The organism is Bacteroides sp. AM41-16 (assembly GCF_003603495.1).
GTDB classification, from domain to species: domain Bacteria; phylum Bacteroidota; class Bacteroidia; order Bacteroidales; family Bacteroidaceae; genus Bacteroides; species Bacteroides uniformis.
This window is the reverse complement of record NZ_QTNE01000002.1, coordinates 252,072-269,563: the sequence shown is the minus strand read 5'-3', so window position 1 is coordinate 269,563 and position 17,492 is coordinate 252,072. Positions and strand designations below refer to the sequence as shown.

The 17,492-nt window shown below is 44.6% G+C and carries 17 protein-coding genes; 3 read left to right on the top strand and 14 right to left on the bottom strand.

Going from position 1 to position 17,492, the window contains the following annotated elements:
* Positions 1-76: 76 nt before the first annotated feature.
* Positions 77-928, bottom strand: a complete 852-nt coding sequence (gene hisG, locus DW896_RS03580; protein ID WP_008665397.1) for an ATP phosphoribosyltransferase — start codon at positions 926-928, stop codon at positions 77-79.
* A gap of 362 nt (positions 929-1,290) precedes the next feature.
* Entirely contained in the window at positions 1,291-1,782 is a 492-nt protein-coding gene (locus DW896_RS03575) for a PaaI family thioesterase (RefSeq protein WP_005832726.1), read from the bottom strand.
* Positions 1,783-1,942: 160 nt separating this feature from the next.
* On the opposite strand from DW896_RS03575, the gene DW896_RS03570 reads away from it, so the two are divergent.
* Positions 1,943-3,046, top strand: coding sequence for a DUF4421 domain-containing protein (locus DW896_RS03570; protein ID WP_005831819.1), 1,104 nt, complete (start codon positions 1,943-1,945; stop codon positions 3,044-3,046).
* A 27-nt stretch (positions 3,047-3,073) separates the two neighbouring features.
* Here DW896_RS03570 and DW896_RS03565 read toward each other — a convergent pair whose 3' ends face one another.
* From DW896_RS03565 to DW896_RS03550, 4 genes are all read right to left on the bottom strand, one after another.
* Complete coding sequence (locus tag DW896_RS03565; protein WP_005831821.1) at positions 3,074-3,736, bottom strand: DUF2490 domain-containing protein; 663 nt, start codon at positions 3,734-3,736, stop codon at positions 3,074-3,076.
* 224 nt (positions 3,737-3,960) lie between these two features.
* Positions 3,961-4,620 carry a CatA-like O-acetyltransferase gene (locus DW896_RS03560; RefSeq protein ID WP_034529567.1) on the bottom strand — a complete coding sequence of 220 codons (660 nt, stop codon included), beginning with the start codon at positions 4,618-4,620 and terminating at the stop codon, positions 3,961-3,963.
* Between the two features lie 62 nt (positions 4,621-4,682).
* Positions 4,683-6,716: a cytochrome c biogenesis protein CcdA gene (locus DW896_RS03555; RefSeq protein WP_009038114.1), complete on the bottom strand. Its 2,034-nt coding sequence runs from the start codon at positions 6,714-6,716 to the stop codon at positions 4,683-4,685.
* Between the two features lie 17 nt (positions 6,717-6,733).
* The gene (locus DW896_RS03550) at positions 6,734-7,042 is read right to left on the bottom strand and encodes a Dabb family protein (protein WP_008665385.1); all 309 of its coding nucleotides are present in this window, start codon (positions 7,040-7,042) and stop codon (positions 6,734-6,736) included.
* A 102-nt stretch (positions 7,043-7,144) separates the two neighbouring features.
* Between DW896_RS03550 and udk the strand changes: the two genes are divergently transcribed.
* Together udk and DW896_RS03540 are read left to right on the top strand one after the other, a co-directional pair.
* On the top strand, positions 7,145-7,756 hold the full coding sequence (udk, locus tag DW896_RS03545) for a uridine kinase (RefSeq protein WP_005831829.1): 612 nt from the start codon (positions 7,145-7,147) through the stop codon (positions 7,754-7,756).
* Positions 7,757-7,811: 55 nt separating this feature from the next.
* Positions 7,812-9,233, top strand: coding sequence for a transglycosylase SLT domain-containing protein (locus DW896_RS03540; protein ID WP_172679925.1), 1,422 nt, complete (start codon positions 7,812-7,814; stop codon positions 9,231-9,233).
* Between the two features lie 40 nt (positions 9,234-9,273).
* On the opposite strand, the gene metH is transcribed toward DW896_RS03540, so the two are convergent.
* The 8 genes from metH to DW896_RS03505 all read right to left on the bottom strand — a co-directional run bounded on the left by metH (position 9,274) and on the right by DW896_RS03505 (position 17,487).
* A complete protein-coding gene (metH, locus tag DW896_RS03535) occupies positions 9,274-12,039 on the bottom strand; it encodes a methionine synthase (protein WP_009038110.1) in 2,766 nt (921 codons plus the stop codon).
* Between the two features lies 1 nt (position 12,040).
* On the bottom strand, positions 12,041-12,493 hold the full coding sequence (smpB, locus tag DW896_RS03530) for an SsrA-binding protein (RefSeq protein WP_005831836.1): 453 nt from the start codon (positions 12,491-12,493) through the stop codon (positions 12,041-12,043).
* 8 nt (positions 12,494-12,501) lie between these two features.
* Complete coding sequence (locus tag DW896_RS03525) at positions 12,502-13,074, bottom strand: Yip1 family protein (RefSeq protein WP_005832772.1); 573 nt, start codon at positions 13,072-13,074, stop codon at positions 12,502-12,504.
* Positions 13,075-13,081: 7 nt separating this feature from the next.
* Positions 13,082-13,954 (bottom strand): hypothetical protein, encoded by an 873-nt coding sequence (locus tag DW896_RS03520; RefSeq protein WP_005831838.1) that lies wholly within the window; start codon positions 13,952-13,954, stop codon positions 13,082-13,084.
* A gap of 92 nt (positions 13,955-14,046) precedes the next feature.
* On the bottom strand, positions 14,047-15,216 hold the full coding sequence (locus DW896_RS03515) for a hypothetical protein (RefSeq protein WP_225982668.1): 1,170 nt from the start codon (positions 15,214-15,216) through the stop codon (positions 14,047-14,049).
* A gap of 29 nt (positions 15,217-15,245) precedes the next feature.
* Positions 15,246-15,668, bottom strand: coding sequence for a DUF3244 domain-containing protein (locus DW896_RS03510; protein ID WP_008665376.1), 423 nt, complete (start codon positions 15,666-15,668; stop codon positions 15,246-15,248).
* A 143-nt stretch (positions 15,669-15,811) separates the two neighbouring features.
* Positions 15,812-16,315: a hypothetical protein gene (locus DW896_RS21650; RefSeq protein ID WP_227740920.1), complete on the bottom strand. Its 504-nt coding sequence runs from the start codon at positions 16,313-16,315 to the stop codon at positions 15,812-15,814.
* A gap of 53 nt (positions 16,316-16,368) precedes the next feature.
* Positions 16,369-17,487 carry a lipopolysaccharide assembly protein LapB gene (locus tag DW896_RS03505; protein WP_227740922.1) on the bottom strand — a complete coding sequence of 373 codons (1,119 nt, stop codon included), beginning with the start codon at positions 17,485-17,487 and terminating at the stop codon, positions 16,369-16,371.
* Between the last annotated feature and the right edge of the window lie 5 nt (positions 17,488-17,492).

Below are 17,492 nucleotides of genomic sequence, written 5' to 3'. Positions count from 1 at the left end.
GCTATTTCGCGTAATTCGTACCTAATGTCGTAACATAAAGAAAGCGTTTATATACTTTTGACACATCCTCGAGGCTTTAAATTATCATTTTCTCAATCGGCAGCACCAGAATGCCTTCTGCCCCCAGCGCTTTCAGCTTTCCGATAATCTCCCAGAAACACTTCTCGTCGAGTACCGTATGTACCGAGCACCAGCCTTCTTGTGCCAAAGGCATTACCGTGGGGCTCTTCATGCCCGGAAGTACAGAGACAATCTCATCCAGTTTCTCTTTCGGGGCATTCATCAGCACATATTTCTTATCTTCGGCTGTCTTCACGGCATCCATACGGAACAACAGCTCCCTCAATATCCCTTGCTTTTCCTCGCTCAGGTTCCTGTTACCAATCAGCAGGGCTTCGGACTTCATCACAACCTCCACTTCCTTCAGGCGGTTGCTCACCAGCGTAGAACCGGAACTTACAATATCGAAAATGGCATCTGCCAGACCGATGCCCGGCGCCACTTCTACCGACCCCGTAATGACGTGTATCTCCGCATTCACCCCATTCTCTTTCAAAAAGCCGGAAAGGATACCCGGATAAGATGTCGCAATCTTCTTTCCGTGAAACCACTTCACCCCCGGATACTCAATATCCTTCGGCATGGCAAGAGACAGACGGCATTTGCTGAATCCCAGACGCTTGATTATCTCTGCATCCTCATTCTTCTCAACAAATTCATTCTCACCCACAATTCCTATATCAGCCACTCCGGTAGCCACAGACTGCGGAATGTCGTCATCCCTCAGAAACAACACTTCAAGAGGAAAGTTTGACGACTGCACCAACAACGAGCGCTTCATGGCACTCAACTTTATATCCGATTCTCCCAAAAACGACATGGTCTCGTCATACAGACGACCCTTAGCTTGTACTGCAATTCTTAACATAAGGTTATTTACTATTTTACGATTTACTATTTACTATTTTGAATGAGATGACAGAAAACAAAACGAGGCTTACCAATATTCGGCAAGCCTCGTCTGTTATGTCATCTGTTGTACATATACACTCATACGCCCACCGAGTTATTCGTTAGGATGATGATGGTGATGATGTGCAACGATATTCTTCATATTTTTTGGATTTTAATGCGACAAAAGTAAACTAAAAGTTTGAAACTCCAAAAGATTTATCACAAAAAGTTTATTTTTTCTTTCAAATTCATCTTAGTTCACCACAGATTACACAGATTTGCACAGATTATTTTTATTCCAATCTATGCAAATCTGTGTAATCTGTGGTGAAACAATTAAATCAACGGCAATATTTCCTCCTGCTCTACTTCGCAGCTATGGAAATGCATTTCCGCTTCCGCCTTCTCCTTCGGAAAGGTAAAGTAGGTGCAAGTGGCTTCTGTGCAAAGTTCGCCCATGCTATTATACAGGCGTGCTTCTATGATAGCAATATTCCGCTTCTGCTCGCGAAGCGAAGCCCGCAGCACCACATGCGTGTCGTTGGTCGATATGGATTTGCGGAAGCGGGTTTCCATTTTCGATGTCACCCCGCCGGTCTGCAGCTTGCGGAACACGACCCAGCCGCAGATTTCATCCAGCAATACGGACTGGATGCCTCCATGCAACGTATTCAGCCACCCTTGATACTCCGGACGCGGCTTCCAGATGCTCACCACCTCGTCACCGTCCTCATAAAACTCCATTCTCACACCGGCTTCATTGTCGGGAGAGCAACCGAAACAGTTGTAGCCCTCCATATCTTTCCACGGATTGATAATCTTCTTCATATCGTATTCTTCTTTATCTGGTTTTGATTCATAAAGTCTCTCAATAAGACGTTCAATATTAGTCATTCCGATTGAGAACTACAAATTATTGATGCCTTTTTCAGAGAAAAATTAGCGGGATACTGTTCAAAAACCGGTTATTTTATTTAGCTTTGTATAAATGAGAGAGAACAACAAGATGCAAAGAGGGGCCTTTTTCTGCTTATGGATATTATTTACATTCTCATTGTTTGCGCAAAACAAGGAGAACGGTTCTGTCGCATGCGACAGCATCGTATATAAAAACACCTTCGGAAAAGCATTGAAGAAATTCCTCAACTTCAGCGACTTCGACACTACCTATATCAGTCCCAACCGATACAATTACGCCCTGATGCTCGACCATTTCACCAATTACGAGTATTACTCCGTGGGCAATGACGACCAGCGGCTCCGTTTCTCGCCCAACCCTCACAACAAGATAGGCGCTTACTTCGGATGGCGTTGGATATTCCTGGGATGGGCTGTCGATACGGACTGGCTCTACGGAAAGAAAAGCAAGAAAAAGCGCGGTACGGAGTTTGATCTCAGTCTTTACAGTTCCAAACTGGGAGTCGACATTTTCTATCGCAGCACCGGAAACGACTATAAGATACACAAGGTATCCGGCTTTTCCGACGAGATTCCCTCCAATTATTCCGAAGACTTCAACGGATTGAAAGTAAAGATGAAGGGATTAAATCTGTATTACATTTTCAACAATCGACGTTTCTCCTATCCAGCCGCCTTCAGCCAGTCCACCAACCAGCGCTGCAATGCAGGTTCTTTCATTGCCGGATTCTCCGTATCCACCCACAATCTGAACTTCGACTATACCAAGCTGCCCGAAATCATTCAGGAAACCATGAACCCGGGTATGAAGGTGAAACATATCAAATACACGAACATCAGCCTCAACGCCGGCTATGCCTACAATTGGGTGTTTGCCCGCAACTGCCTCGCATGCCTGTCGTTCAATCCGGCTGTCGCCTACAAGACATCACGCATAGAGAAGACAGAAGAGCGGGAAGCGGACGACTGGTACAAGAATTTCAATATCGACTTCATTCTGCGTGCAGGTGTGGTATACAACAACAGCAAATACTTCGTGGGTACCTCATTCGTAGGACGGACATACGACTACTACAAAAACAGTTTCTCCCTGAACAACGGGTTCGGCACCCTCCAAATATATGCCGGATTCAACTTTTATCTGAAAAAGGAGTACCGGAAGAACAAAAAGTAAAAAAAGGCTTTCAGCCCTCATCTCCCCTCAAAAGCTATAAACACACTCCACCCCTACTATATCCTTCCGCTTATCCTTCTCCCATTGCCTGCAATAGAAGATGTCCGCCTCCCAGCGCTCGGACAAGGGCAACGTAATACCCCCACGATAGCGCATCCGCTTTACTCCGAAGTGCTCTGTCTTATTCAAACCATTATACATCTCGGCCGAAGCATACGGTTCCAGCTTGCACTTCGGAATGTCATAGGCAAACTTCGCACGCGAGCGCAAGCGGAACTCATCTCTATGCCCATCGAACGTATGCTGAAAGCGCTCACGCAAGGACAGTTTCACCCTTTGCACACGGGCAGACAGAGTGCCTTCCAAACGGTAGCGGTGCCGGAACTTCCAGCCATCTGCCCCCCGATTGCGGTAATGCGTCTCATACCCAGCTCCAAGCTTCAGGAAAGGCAACAGCTTATAGCTTCCCCCCACCTTCAGCCCCCACCGGTCTGTCTTTCCCAAATCATCCTTTGTACGCCACTCCAGCCCACCGGAAACAGTAAATGCTGGCTTCAACTTATATTCGAAACCGGCATTCGCCCAAGTGGCAAAATCCTTCTCCTGCGCCCGCAGGGAAAAAGACGAAACAACCCATAGAACTATCGGCAAAACAAGTACTTTCGTGCATGAAGATATATTACTTACCATACGCTTATTCTGTTAAAGTGTCAAAGGTAAGGATAAATTCTGTAACAATTCTGTAATACTACAAATCTTGTCTGCACATTTCCGATTTTTCAATGATACTTAAAAAACAGAAACCGAGATACAAAAAACAACTCAAAGTTGCCATATATGTATGGCATCATATATATTTGTAGCATGAAAAAACACCCTTATAAGCGTTTCATAGATTATTTATTTGGGGTGATTCATTTATGTGAAATCTCTTTCAAATACTCCTCCACCTTTCCGAAGAAGGAGGTCAAATGAGAACCGTCGACAAAAGCATGGTTCACATAGATGGAAAGAGGAAATACCAGACGACCTTCGCGGGATACAGCCTTGCCGGCAGTCATCAACGGATAACTGCAACCGTTGCCTGCTTCGGCAAGTGTATAGGTTATCGAGGTGAAATACATTTTGGGAACCGCACTCAGATGGACCACATCGTAATCGCCTTGCTCGGCAAGAATCTTTTCGGCTCCATAAGGGTCACCGTCCTCGGGCATGTTTGTTATCAAGGCGTAGGCTTCGGCATAGAAACGTTCAAAGTCTTCGTAATAGGGAATGCGCACGGTATAGAATGTTTTCCCAGGAACGGCTATCGGAGAAATGATGTCCACCCGGTCGTGAAAAACAACCCGGCCTTCCTTGTCGGTACGGTAACGGAGTTCATCGACTTCATTGGCCGAACGCACCACAGCATACAGATAATAAAGGAAAAAGGAGCGCTTTGCAGCCCGGGCTGCAGCACTGGCTTCCGTGCAGTCAATCTCTGTGGTGACGGAATACCAGGAATTTACAAAATTGCGGAAAAAGCCGTAGTTATCCCGGCGTTCCCAAGCATCAATGTCTATAATGTGTTTCATACAAAAAGGGGATTTAGTGAAAAAAGGATGCCTTTTTACAAGCATCCTTTTTCCAGTTCTATTTATTTCTCTTTCTTATAATTCTCCAGTCCGGTCTGCAGGAACTCGATATACTTAGGTATATCCTCGTCGTAGGAGTAGGACTTGTTGAGCGGCTTGCCTTCGTTGTCAATCAGCACGTAGAAGGGCTGCGCATTGGCGCCGAACTTGACACGCTGCAGATAGCTCCATTTGTCGCCTACGGTGCGCAGCGTGCGTTCCGTGCCGTTCTCCACAATCTTCACGGGAGAAGGAAGCGGGGTCTTGTTGTCCACGTAGAGCGTGATAAGCACATAGTCGTTGTTGATGATGTCGCTCACCTTCGGGTTGGTCCATACGGCAAGCTCCATCTTACGACAGTTCACGCAGCCGTAGCCGGTGAAGTCGAGCATCACGGGCTTGCCATGCTGGCGGGCATACTCCATACCGAGGTCGTAATCGTCGAACCTGGCATGCACCTCATTATTGTAAAGGTTGAAATCCTGCGTCTGCATGGGCGGCGCAAAGGCACTGACCGCCTTCAACGGCGCTCCCCACAAACCGGGAACCATATACACCGCAAACGCCAGCGAGGCCAACGCCATGAAGAAACGGGGCACGCTGACCTTCGTATCGTCATCATCGTGCGGGAACTTGATTTTGCCCAACAAGTAGAAACCAAGCAGTGCAAAAAGTACAATCCACAAAGCAAGGAACGTTTCACGGTCGAGGATGCGCCAGCCGTAAGCCAAATCGGCCACCGAAAGGAATTTCAGGGCAAAGGCCAGCTCCAGGAAGCCGAGCGTCACCTTGATGATGTTCATCCATCCACCGGACTTGGGCATGGACTTCAGCCAGGACGGGAACAGGGCAAACAGCGTGAAAGGCAATGCCAAAGCTATGGCAAAGCCCAGCATGCCGATGGCGGGAGCCACCACGCTGCCCGTCGTGGAAACCTGCACCAGCAGGAATCCGATAATGGGTCCCGTGCAGGAGAAAGATACCAGCGACAAGGTAAATGCCATCAGGAAGATGCTGAGCAAACCGCTTGTCGCCTCGGCCTTGCTGTCTACAGCCGTACTCCACTTGGAGGGCAACGTTATCTCGAACGCTCCGAAGAAGGAAGCCGCAAACACCACCAGCATCAGGCAGAAAAGGATATTGAATACTGCATTCGTAGAGAGTGCGTTCAGTGCGCTGGCTCCGAAAATCAGCGTAATGGCCAGTCCGAGCGTCACATAAATCACTACGATGGAAGCACCATACGTCCATGCATCACGGATGCCTTTCTTCTTATCCTTGCTACGCTTCAAGAAGAAGCTGACAGTCATCGGGATGATGGGCCATACACAAGGGGTGAAGAGCGCTAACAGTCCGCCGGCAAATCCGGTAATAAAGATATAAATCCAGGACATATCCTCCTGCGAAGTAGTTTCGCCCAAAGATTGCAATTCATTGATGACCGGCTTCCAGAGGTCCACCTTGTCCGTCACATTGATTTCCGTCGGCCCGTCCGCACCGCCAATAGCAGCCACAGAAACCGTATCGGCGGCAGTCTCCTGCTCTGCGGACTGTGTTTCGGCTTTCATTTCAGCCGTAGCGGCAGCAGCTTCTTTGGCAGCCCCTTCTACCTTACCGGAGAATTGGAAAGGCACTTGTGTGGGCGGCAGACAATTTTCATCGTTGCAAGCGCCATACTCCAGATATCCTTCCAGCTGATAGGCACCACCCGTCAATTTTAGCTTCTGCACAAATTGGGCCGTATTTTCAAAATAGCGCACCTTCATTTCGAACAACTTATCGAAAGTAGAGATTTCCTTGCCTACGGGCTTCAGTTTGCCAACCACTTCCGCTCCGAATATTTTCTCCACATTGAAAGTCGCCGAGATAGGCCCTCCATCGCCCAAGTCGGTGGAATAGACATGCCAGCCCTTGTCAATAGCAGCCGTAAAAACGACCTCCGCTTCATCGGCAGCCAAAATCTTCAGTTCGGAATTGAACTTGACGGGGTCTTGTATCTGTGCCTGCACCGCCACAGCGAAGAGCAACAGAACGAAAGGGAACAGTAATTTCTTCATGTTCTCTGATTTAATTTTTAATTTTCAATTATCTCGTAGTCCACGCAGGCACGGCTCTCTTTCACAGCAGCGATAAGCTTGCCGGCAGCTACATGGTCGGGATGGGTAGCATAGTATTTCACGTCATCCAACGTATCGAACTCACTGTAAAGAGCGATGCTCCAAGCCTCGGCAGGATTGATGTTCAATCCGACTTCAATCTTGCGGATAACGGATATTTTAGCCGGAAGCGCTTCGATAGCTGCCTTGAAACTGTTCATCGCAGCCAACTTTTCGTCAGCCGGTGCCTCATCTTTTAACTTAAATAATACAATGTGCTTTACCATAACTTTGCCATTTAAATGATTTATCACTATATTTGTCAGCCTAAGCGGCTGTTTTAACAACTGCAAAAATACTGGTTTTGTTTCAAATATACACTTAAACGGATGTTAATAATAGGAATTGCAGGCGGAACCGGCTCGGGAAAGACCACCGTCGTACGTAAAATTATCGAAAGCCTACCGGCTGGTGAAGTGGTATTGTTGCCACAAGACTCTTACTACAAGGACAGCAGCCATGTGCCCGTGGAAGAACGGCAGAACATCAACTTCGACCATCCCGACGCTTTCGAGTGGAGCCTTCTTTCCAGGCATGTCGCCATGCTGCGCGAAGGAAGAAGCATAGAACAGCCCACCTACTCATACCTGACGTGTACCCGGCAGCCCGAAACCATCCATATCGAGCCCCGGGAAGTCATCATCATAGAAGGTATCCTTGCCTTGTGCGACAAGAAGCTGCGAAGCATGATGGACCTCAAGATATTTGTAGACGCTGACCCCGACGAACGCCTAATTCGTGTAATCCAGCGTGACGTGGTGGAACGCGGACGCACGGCCGAAGCCGTCATGGAGCGCTATACACGCATACTAAAACCCATGCACCAGCAATTCATAGAGCCCTGCAAACGATACGCCGACCTCATTGTGCCGGAAGGCGGAAACAACCAGGTGGCCATTGATATATTGACCATGTACATCAAGAAGCACTTGGGGAGTTAATTTGTAATGGAGAATTGATAATGGAGGATTAAGAACGCACTAAACCCTATGAGATATGAACAGCCTGTTTTCTTTCGCCAGACATAAATCATCCATTATCAATTCTCCCGTCCCAATTATCTTGCTGTTGTTGTTGTGCTGCATCGCAGGATGCCGTGGAGGACATCCTGCCGAAAAAGAAGAAGCGGATGACCTGCAACAGATAAAGGACAGCGGAGAACTGGTCGTATTGACACTGTACAGTTCCACTTCCTACTTCATCTACCGTGGCCAGGACATGGGATTCCAGTATGAGCTGAGCGAACAGTTTGCCAAGAGCCTGGGAGTGAAGCTGAGAATAGAGGTAGCCCGGAATGTGCACGAACTCATAGAGAAGTTGCTGGCAGGCAAGGGAGACCTCATAGCCTACAACCTTCCCATCACCAAGGAATGGAAAGACAGCCTGCTTTATTGCGGCGAAGAGGTCATCACGCACCAAGTCATCGTGCAACGTAACGGCGGACGCACCAAACCACTGAAAGACGTAACGGAACTCATCGGGAAAGATGTATATGTGAAGCCCGGAAAATATTATGAACGGCTGGTCAATCTGGACGAAGAGCTCGGAGGAGGTATCCACATCCATAAAGTGACCAACGACAGTATCAGTGCAGAAGACCTCATCACCCAAGTGGCACAAGGGAAAATCCCCTATACCGTAGCAGACAATGATGTGGCACAGCTTAATACGACCTATTACCCCAACCTGAATATCGGACTCTCCATCAGCTTTGACCAGCGTGCATCGTGGGCAGTCCGGAAAGACTGTCCGCAACTGGCAGCCGCCGCCAACAAATGGCACGAGGAGAATATGACTTCACCTGCCTATACGGCAAGTATGAAACGATATTTTGAAATCGGCAAGGCCATTCCCCACTCTCCTATCCTCTCCCTGCGCGAAGGAAAAATTTCCCATTACGATGATTTGTTCAAGAAATATGCTCCCAAGATAGACTGGGACTGGCGCCTGCTGGCGTCTCTGGCATATACTGAGTCCAACTTCGACTCCACCGCCGTATCCTGGGCCGGTGCCAGGGGGCTGATGCAACTGATGCCTGTCACAGCCAGGGCTATGGGGCTACCCGAAGGAAAGGAACAGAACCCTGAAGAGAGTATAAAGGCTGCCGTGAAATACATAGGCGCCACAGCCAAAAGTTTTTCCAAGATACCCCAGGAAGAACGCATCAACTTTGTGCTGGCATCTTATAATTCCGGTATCGGCCATGTGCTGGATGCCATGGCACTGGCCGAAAAATACGGCAAAAACAAATATGTCTGGCGTGATAATGTAGAAAACTTCATTCTGCTAAAAAGCAATGAGGAATACTTCACCGACCCCGTCTGCAAAAACGGCTATTTCCGTGGCATTGAAACTTATAACTTCGTAAGGGATATTACGTCACGCTTCGAGCAATACAAGAAGAAGATAAAAAAATAGGGATTAAGGATTAATCCCTAATCCTTATTTTCCTTCCTATTTAAAACAGATTCAGTTTGTTCTTTCTCGCTTCTTCCAGGGAAACGGTTGTCACTTGTTTCTCCCGGTTCTTTTCGCACAACTGCCGATACTTCTCATGCAGTTCTTCTTCCAGCTCCTCCTTTGTCTTAGGATTCATCAGCTTGGCTGCTACTGTAGCATTCTGTGAAGCGTCCTTCAGATGGATTACGGGAGCATGATAGACCGGAGCAATTTTCAGAGCTGTGTGAAGCGGTGAAGTCGTGGCACCACCTATCAGCAGAGGAACGTCCAGACCTGCCTTTTCCAGCTCAATGGCTACATGCACCATTTCATCCAGCGAAGGGGTTATCAAGCCACTCAATCCTATCATGTCTACCTTTTCCTCTATGGCATGCTGTACAATGGTTTCGGCAGGCACCATGACGCCAAGGTCTATTATTTCGTAGCCGTTGCATGCCATTACTACCGAGACTATATTCTTGCCAATGTCGTGCACATCACCTTTCACCGTAGCCAGTAGTACCTTCCCGGCAGCAGTCGCACCTTCTTCTTTCTCCGACTCGATTACGGGCTGGAGGATGGCAACCGCCCTCTTCATGGTGCGCGCCGTCTTCACTACTTGCGGCAGGAACATCTTGCCTGCCCCAAACAAGTCGCCGACATGATTCATGCCTGCCATCAACGGACCTTCAATGATGGAAACAGCCTTGGGATACAGCTTCAGCGCTTCGGCAAGGTCTTCTTCCAGATAATCGCCGATACCCTTTGTCAAGGCGTACTTCAACCGCTCTTCCACAGAAGTCTCCTCTCTCCAGGCAAGTTGGGAATGGGCGGCAGCCTGCCGCTCTCCTCCGGAAGTTTTTGCCGCCTCTGCTTCCGCTTTCAAGCGTTCGGCAGTTTCTATCAGGCGCTCAGCAGCATCGGGACGACGGTTCAAGACCACATCCTCTATGCGCTCCAATATATCAGCGGGAATATCGGTGTAAAGAACGGAGGTAGCCGGATTGACGATACCCATATCCATGCCCTCGCGGATGGCATAGTAAAGGAATACGGCATGCATCGCCTCGCGAATGTAATTATTGCCGCGGAAAGAGAAGGAAAGGTTACTCACTCCTCCACTGACATGCGCACCGGGCAGATTCTTGCGTATCCATCCGGTGGCACGGATAAAGTCTACAGCATAATTGTTGTGCTCGTCCATACCGGTTGCCACGGCAAGTACATTCGGGTCGAAAATTATATCATGGGGATTGAAACCTATCTTGTCCACCAAAAGACGGTATGCCCGTTCGCAGACCTCAATCTTACGTTCGTACGTGTCTGCCTGCCCTTTTTCATCAAAAGCCATCACCACGGTCGCCGCACCATATTGCTTGATGGTACGCGCATGCTCCAGGAATTTATCTTCCCCCTCCTTCAAGGAGATGGAGTTGACGATGGACTTGCCTTGCAAGCATTTCAATCCGGCCACAATCACTTCCCACTTAGAGGAGTCTATCATGACGGGAACACGGGCAATCTCCGGTTCCGAAGCTATCAGATGGAGGAAAGTCGTCATCTCTGTCCGGGCATCCAGCAGTCCGTCATCCATATTGATGTCGATGACCTGCGCACCGTCTTCCACCTGCCGGCGAGCGATGCTGAGCGCCTCGTCGTATTTCTTTTCATTAATCAGACGCAGGAATTTGCGCGAACCTGCCACATTGCAGCGTTCACCCACATTCACGAAGTTGTTTTCCGGCTTCACTTCCAGAAGTTCAAGCCCGGAGAGCCAAAGATTTTCCGGTCTGGGAACCGGCTGATGGGGCGTTGCACCGGCAATCAGCGAGGAGTACTCGGCAATGTAGGCATCTGTCGTTCCGCAACAACCACCGATAATATTCACCAATCCCTCATGGATATACTCTTTTACTTCATGTGCCATATCGGCAGGAGTCTGGTCGTATGTGCCCAAACTGTTGGGCAGTCCGGCGTTGGGATAAGCACTGATATAATAAGGTGCACGGACAGCAAGCTGCTCCAGGAAAGGTTTCAGCTGGCGGGCGCCAAAGGAGCAGTTCAACCCAACTGAAAAAATATCGGCATGTTGCACGGAGGCGAGAAAAGCATCCAAAGTTTGTCCCGACAGAGTACGCCCTCCAATATCAGAAACAGTCACAGAGAGCATCAAGGGTACATGAACTCCTACAGTTTCCATCGCCTGCCCGGCGGCAAAAATAGCAGCCTTGGCATTCAGCGTATCAAAAATGGTTTCTATCAGCAAAGCATCCACACCACCTTCGAGCAATGCTTCCATCTGCTCACGGTAGGCATCGGCCAGTTCATCGTAGCTCAAGGCACGAAAGGCCGGATTGTTCACATCGGGACTCATGGAGCAGGTCTTGTTCGTCGGTCCTACGGAGCCTGCCACAAAACGGGGTTTGTCGGGAGTAAGAGAAGTAAACTCATCTGCCACTTTGCGTGCCAGGCGCACTGCGGCAAGATTCATCTCACGCACATAGTCCTGCACATGATAATCGGCCATACTGACGCGGGTGGAACTGAATGTATTTGTTTCGATAATATCTGCACCTGCCGCCAGATACTTGCGGTGAATGTCTTGTATCACATCGGGGCGTGTCAGACAAAGCAAGTCATTGTTACCTTTCATCTGTCCGGGAATCTGCGAGAAGCGTTCACCCCGAAAATCTCCCTCTGTCAAGTTGTATTGCTGTATCATGGTGCCCATTGCACCATCCAAAATAAGGATGCGCTCACGCACCAAACTACCAAGTTTACTCATATTATCTTTTAAACATACGCGCCATATCGCGTTTGTCATCTTTTTCCTTCAGTGATTCGCGCTTATCATATTGCTTCTTACCTTTGGCAAGTGCCACCACAAGTTTGGCCAGCCCTTTTTCATTGATAAACAAGCGCACGGGAACAATGGTGAAACCCGGATCTTTCGTGCCGCGCATCAGTTTTTCAAGTTCCTTCTTATTCAACAAAAGCTTGCGCTCCCTGCGTGCATTGTGGTTGTTGTACGAACCATAGAAGTATTCGGCCACATGCATGTTCTTCACCCACAATTCGCCGTTGGCAAAGTAACAGAACGTATCGACTAAGCTTGCTTTCCCCAACCGGATGGACTTGATTTCTGTGCCCGTAAGCACAATGCCGGCCGTATAGGTGTCCGTCAGTTCGTAATCGAACGTAGCACGCTTATTCTTTATATTTACAGGAGCTTGTTTCATAACATTTATCAGTTTAGCACTACCGTCAGCTTATTGAATATCCATTCAATGGCCACCGGACAAGCTATTAACAAAATAGAAGAAAGAATGGTGAAACGCAAACGGTCTTTTTCCGCTATCTGCATCACCTTTTTGCTTCCTTCCCACACAACATACACGATATAGAATTGGAGCAACAGAGCCATAATGCCGAAATCAGGCAATATGCCGATAACAATCCTCAGCATGAACACCACTACCAGTGCATAACCTGCAAACTGTTGCGCCAAAGGAATATCACTGTCCAGCATAAACATGCGGACACGCAACCCATTGATGAGATAGGCTGCCAAAAAATATCCTCCAAACAAGGATACAGCCACCGCACAGCATTGTGTCATGGCATATTGAAAGCTTTGCGGCCCGTCCCATCCCATCTTCATCAAAGAGCCGATGAAAACGGACAACCCGCATAAACCAATCATAGGATAGACAAAAGCAGTAAATACTTTTCGCCTATCCTCTAAACTAATTTCCTCCCAGGCACGAGCCGGAGAGGAAATCAGTAGTATTGCTATATGAAATAAATCTTTGTAATTCAATATCAATTTATTGATTAGTAGACGCAATTTTGTATTCTACAGTATATTCCGTATAGTTTTCCGGTATTTCTGTATTGCTATTATTTCCACTTTCATGCGACTTAATAACTAATTTAGTAGGAAGATTTCCTGCTTTTTCTTTAAACCTTTCTAAAGCATTTTTTATATCATACCCATACCAATTAGAATAATAAACATCTGTCTTATCATCAGCACCCTTATCATGACGTAGATAGAAAACAAGGTCTGTGGCCCCTGCTTCAATTTCATCCAGTACACAAGCTAAAGCAAATTTATGCATCTTAAACTTATCGTTGTCATTTTGCAGTCTCCAAGCTATAGGAGTTACAAGTATATCCTTGTTATACAAAAATGGCTGAACTGACCCATTTTCCAATTTCAAAGTTATCACCGGTGCTGTTTCCGGCGCATCAACAACCAAGCTTTCTGCTGTCATTGATACGACAGCGTTTGCAAAAGAAATAGGCTGAAAATTCTTCAAAGTGAAGTTGGTAGTTTTAGATTTTTCATTCGTCTCAGGTTCTATGCTCTTTCCTAAGATGATTCCCATTCGAGAATCTGAAATCTTCAAACTCGAATTTGCCTCAAATTGAGTAACAGAAGCCGATGTAGGTTGATAAGTGTTACCCGCAGCATCTTCAAAAGAGAGTAATCCCATATAGTTATTCACTAAAACCATGCCATAAATGTCATCATACTCTCCGTCATCTGAATTCAGACACGAAGTAAACGCAATGCCCATCAACAATGTCAAGGCAACCATCAAGAATTTTAATTGTTTCATCTTTCCTATAAATATTAGAGTTTGCAAATTTAGATAAAAGAATTGAGTAATATAGCACTCTCCTCGTTTTTTCATTGTTTTTAAGATTAAATGAAAGATTAATCTAAATACTGCACGCCCCAATATTTATTTAACATTTATAAACAACCATAATTTAGACAATCACATTATTCTAAAACATATTCTCCTACCAATTTCCCTGTTGTTGGATTATATGTTCTAGCTTCAAAAGAAGAAAAGCAGTCTCCACTCCATTTTCCTTTAACTCTAAACGTTTTAGTATCCCCTATTTTCCTTAATGTAGCAACGTAAGTCAAACTACCTTTGTACATGACTAACACCGCATCAAGTTTTACAGTTTCACCTGGTTGAATCGGGATTTGTCCAGTTCTCGTTTTTGTTACCGTTTTACTATCACTTGTACCATAAGTCCAAGATTTATTTGTCTGCTGCTGTACAGAAACATTTACTCCAAGCGAAGAATCATCTCCTACCACATTAGGTATACCCACGTTCAATCCTCCTGAAATAGTGACACTTACTCCTTCTGTTTTTGAAAAATCAGATTTTTCTGTATAGCTTGTAGATAAAGAATAGTTCCATGTATCAACGCTTAAATGTTCATTTGTATATTCATCATGGTCACAAATCACTTCTGTAGGTTCAAAGCTGTCAACCGTAGTCCGTACATACTCTAAACCAACAAGTTCATATTCACCAACAGGAACTATTTCCCATAAAGCGAGGCTTGAGGAATTATTCGTTTTAAACTTTACAGAGGAAGACGTTGAAGATTCTGATTGCAAATAATAAGAAGACAAACCAGTATTAAAGTTTCCATACATCGTATATATCATACAATTAGCATCAGCCAAACAATTAAAGCTTAAGCCAGGTCCAGCCAAAGGTGAATCAAAAGTTGATTTATTCCAATAACTCAAACGAAGATTATCAGGTATTTCTGAAGATAAATAGTTATTAGGAGTAACAACTCCATATGTATCGGATGTCACTCTATTATTTCCCCCAGCAACAACAATAGTTCTTCCATACTTCAGATACCATCTCTGCCTCAAAGATCCATCATCTTTATCTGTTAAACAAATTTCAGTACCTTTCTCTTTACAAGTAAGATACTTTTGTTTAGAGTTTCCAATATTCAAAATATTCACTGGAATTTCGGCAAGCTCACTTATCGGATCAAAATCCGCACTAGAACCTATCGCCCTTGTCATCACCTGCCCCACACCACTACTTTCCACAAAGTTATCCAATTCCTCTTGCTCACAAGAAAATAGAGCTAACACTCCTACCAACAATAAACTAATCTTTTTCATAAGCATTACATTTTTTAGTTAACAATATATCATAATTCAAAACAGCCATATGCATATGCCCCATTATCTCCTTTAATTTCTATACAATACTCCCCTGATACTCCGAAAGGAAGTTGCAAATATTTCCGAAGGGGAGATAGAATATTCTCGGAAGAAGAATAAATCACAGAACCATTTTGGGAAATGGCAATTTCCACTACCCCGATTCCTTCCATAAAATCCAATTCCACGGAATAATTAGAATCTTCAACGAATACAACAAATGGCACTAATGGTATAACGGAACGGCTTCCATCTTCTTTTCCCGTAGTCAGAATTTCAAAAGGAATATCATTTGAATGCAAAAAGACTTCTTCTTTTCCAGAAGCAATACTTATGTCGACCAAAGGATTAGCATCGACCTTTAATAAAGAAAATAACAACAATACAGATAAGATAATTTTCAGTTTCATAGTCTTTCATTTTTTATTTATACAAAATTAGGGACTATTCAACAATAATTCAGCAATAACTATGCGGACAAAAATAGGGTAGGTAATAAATTATATATCAACACACTACAAAGAAACATATAGGACAAAAAAACGTTTTTTTCTCAATACATCATTATCATTTGCTCTAAAGAATCATTCTTAGTAAGTCCTAAATCTGCTTTTAGTCTTTGTCTGTTTTTATATATGGATTTCATTTCACAATCAAAAACAATCATTAATTGCTTGTTAGAGAATCCCACTTTCAGCAACGCAGCCAACAATAATTCATTTTTTGTTAAATCAAACTCTTGTTTAAGTCGAGTAATAAAATTCGCATGAACCAAATCCAGAAAGTCAAATATATGTTGCCGTTCAGCAATAGTCATATTACTAATAATCAAATTTCCTTGCTTCAATTCCTCTAATACAAACAAGGCGTCAACACTCGAATTCTCACATACTCGCTTATTTTCTGCTATTAAACAAAGGATTTTTCTATTCAGGATTCCTATTTCCTCTTTTTTAGCCTGACGTTCTTGTAAGCTCACATTCTCCAATTCTGCAATTCTACAAGCATATCTATTAATAATTGCATTATTATTTCCAATAATCTCGACATTACGCAACAATTTTGTTCGATACCTTTTCCTAACCAGAAAGAAAGCGATGATGCCCAACCCTAATATGAATACAAATAAAAATAAGTCTGTTTCTCATTTTCCAGCCTTATCTGTTTATTTTCCAAAATAAGCTTATCATTTTCATACTTATTCTGCAAATCCAACAACTGCTTTTGCAGTTCAGCATTACGAGTCACCTCTAATAATGAATCAGACTTCTCTTTATACAAAAACGCTTTCAAATAATTACCATCTTTTTTATGCATATCAGCCAAATAGTAATATGCACCCGAAGACACAAAAATATTAGTTGCATTGATACAAGAAACAAAACAATCTTCAGCTTTTTTCTTTTGACCTACTTCAGAATAAACACGTCCCAAAGACAAACTATAACGATATTTATCATTTAAATTATCACAAACTTCCATTGCATTTGAAAAATACTCTATTGCTTGTGGATATCGTTTTTCATTATTGGCAATAAGTCCTAATAAATGTAGAAAAGATGCCTTCATACCACTAACAGTGTCACTCAACACAAGCCCTTTTTCAGCATACCAACCTGCACTATCATTATGATGTACCGAAAAATAGCCTCTTGCCATATTCCTATAACCATATAAAATACGACGTCTGTCACTCGCCAGTTCATAGTACCTGATAGAATGTTTAAAATTGTCTATAGAATTTTCATACAATCCTTGAACCGAGTTCAAATACCCTATATATTCCCAGACCATCCCTTGTACTTTATAATCCCTAGTTTCTTCCAAGAGACTCGATGCTTCCAGATAAGCCTGCATAGCATCTGAGAAGCGCTCCTTTAACAACATCACTTTTCCATAATAAAAGTAAGCCTTCCCTGCCTTCAATTTATCACCTTCCTGTTTATAATATTCTACCGCTATCATTATCAATGAGTCTGACTGCAAATTATCCAAATAGTTTTTATCCAAAGCCTGCGTTAAAAGCAAAGCATAATCTGCTCTCTGTTGTCCTCTCATACATTCGGGACATTCAATTTGACTCAGAAGCGACAAGGCACTATCAGGAAATAATTCCATACACGCTTCCACACGTCTTAAGACATTATTGTCCTCTTTTTCTTGTACACATGAGATAAACAATACAAGAATCATCAATAAATTAATTCCATTTTTCATCTCGGCATTCATAGCTC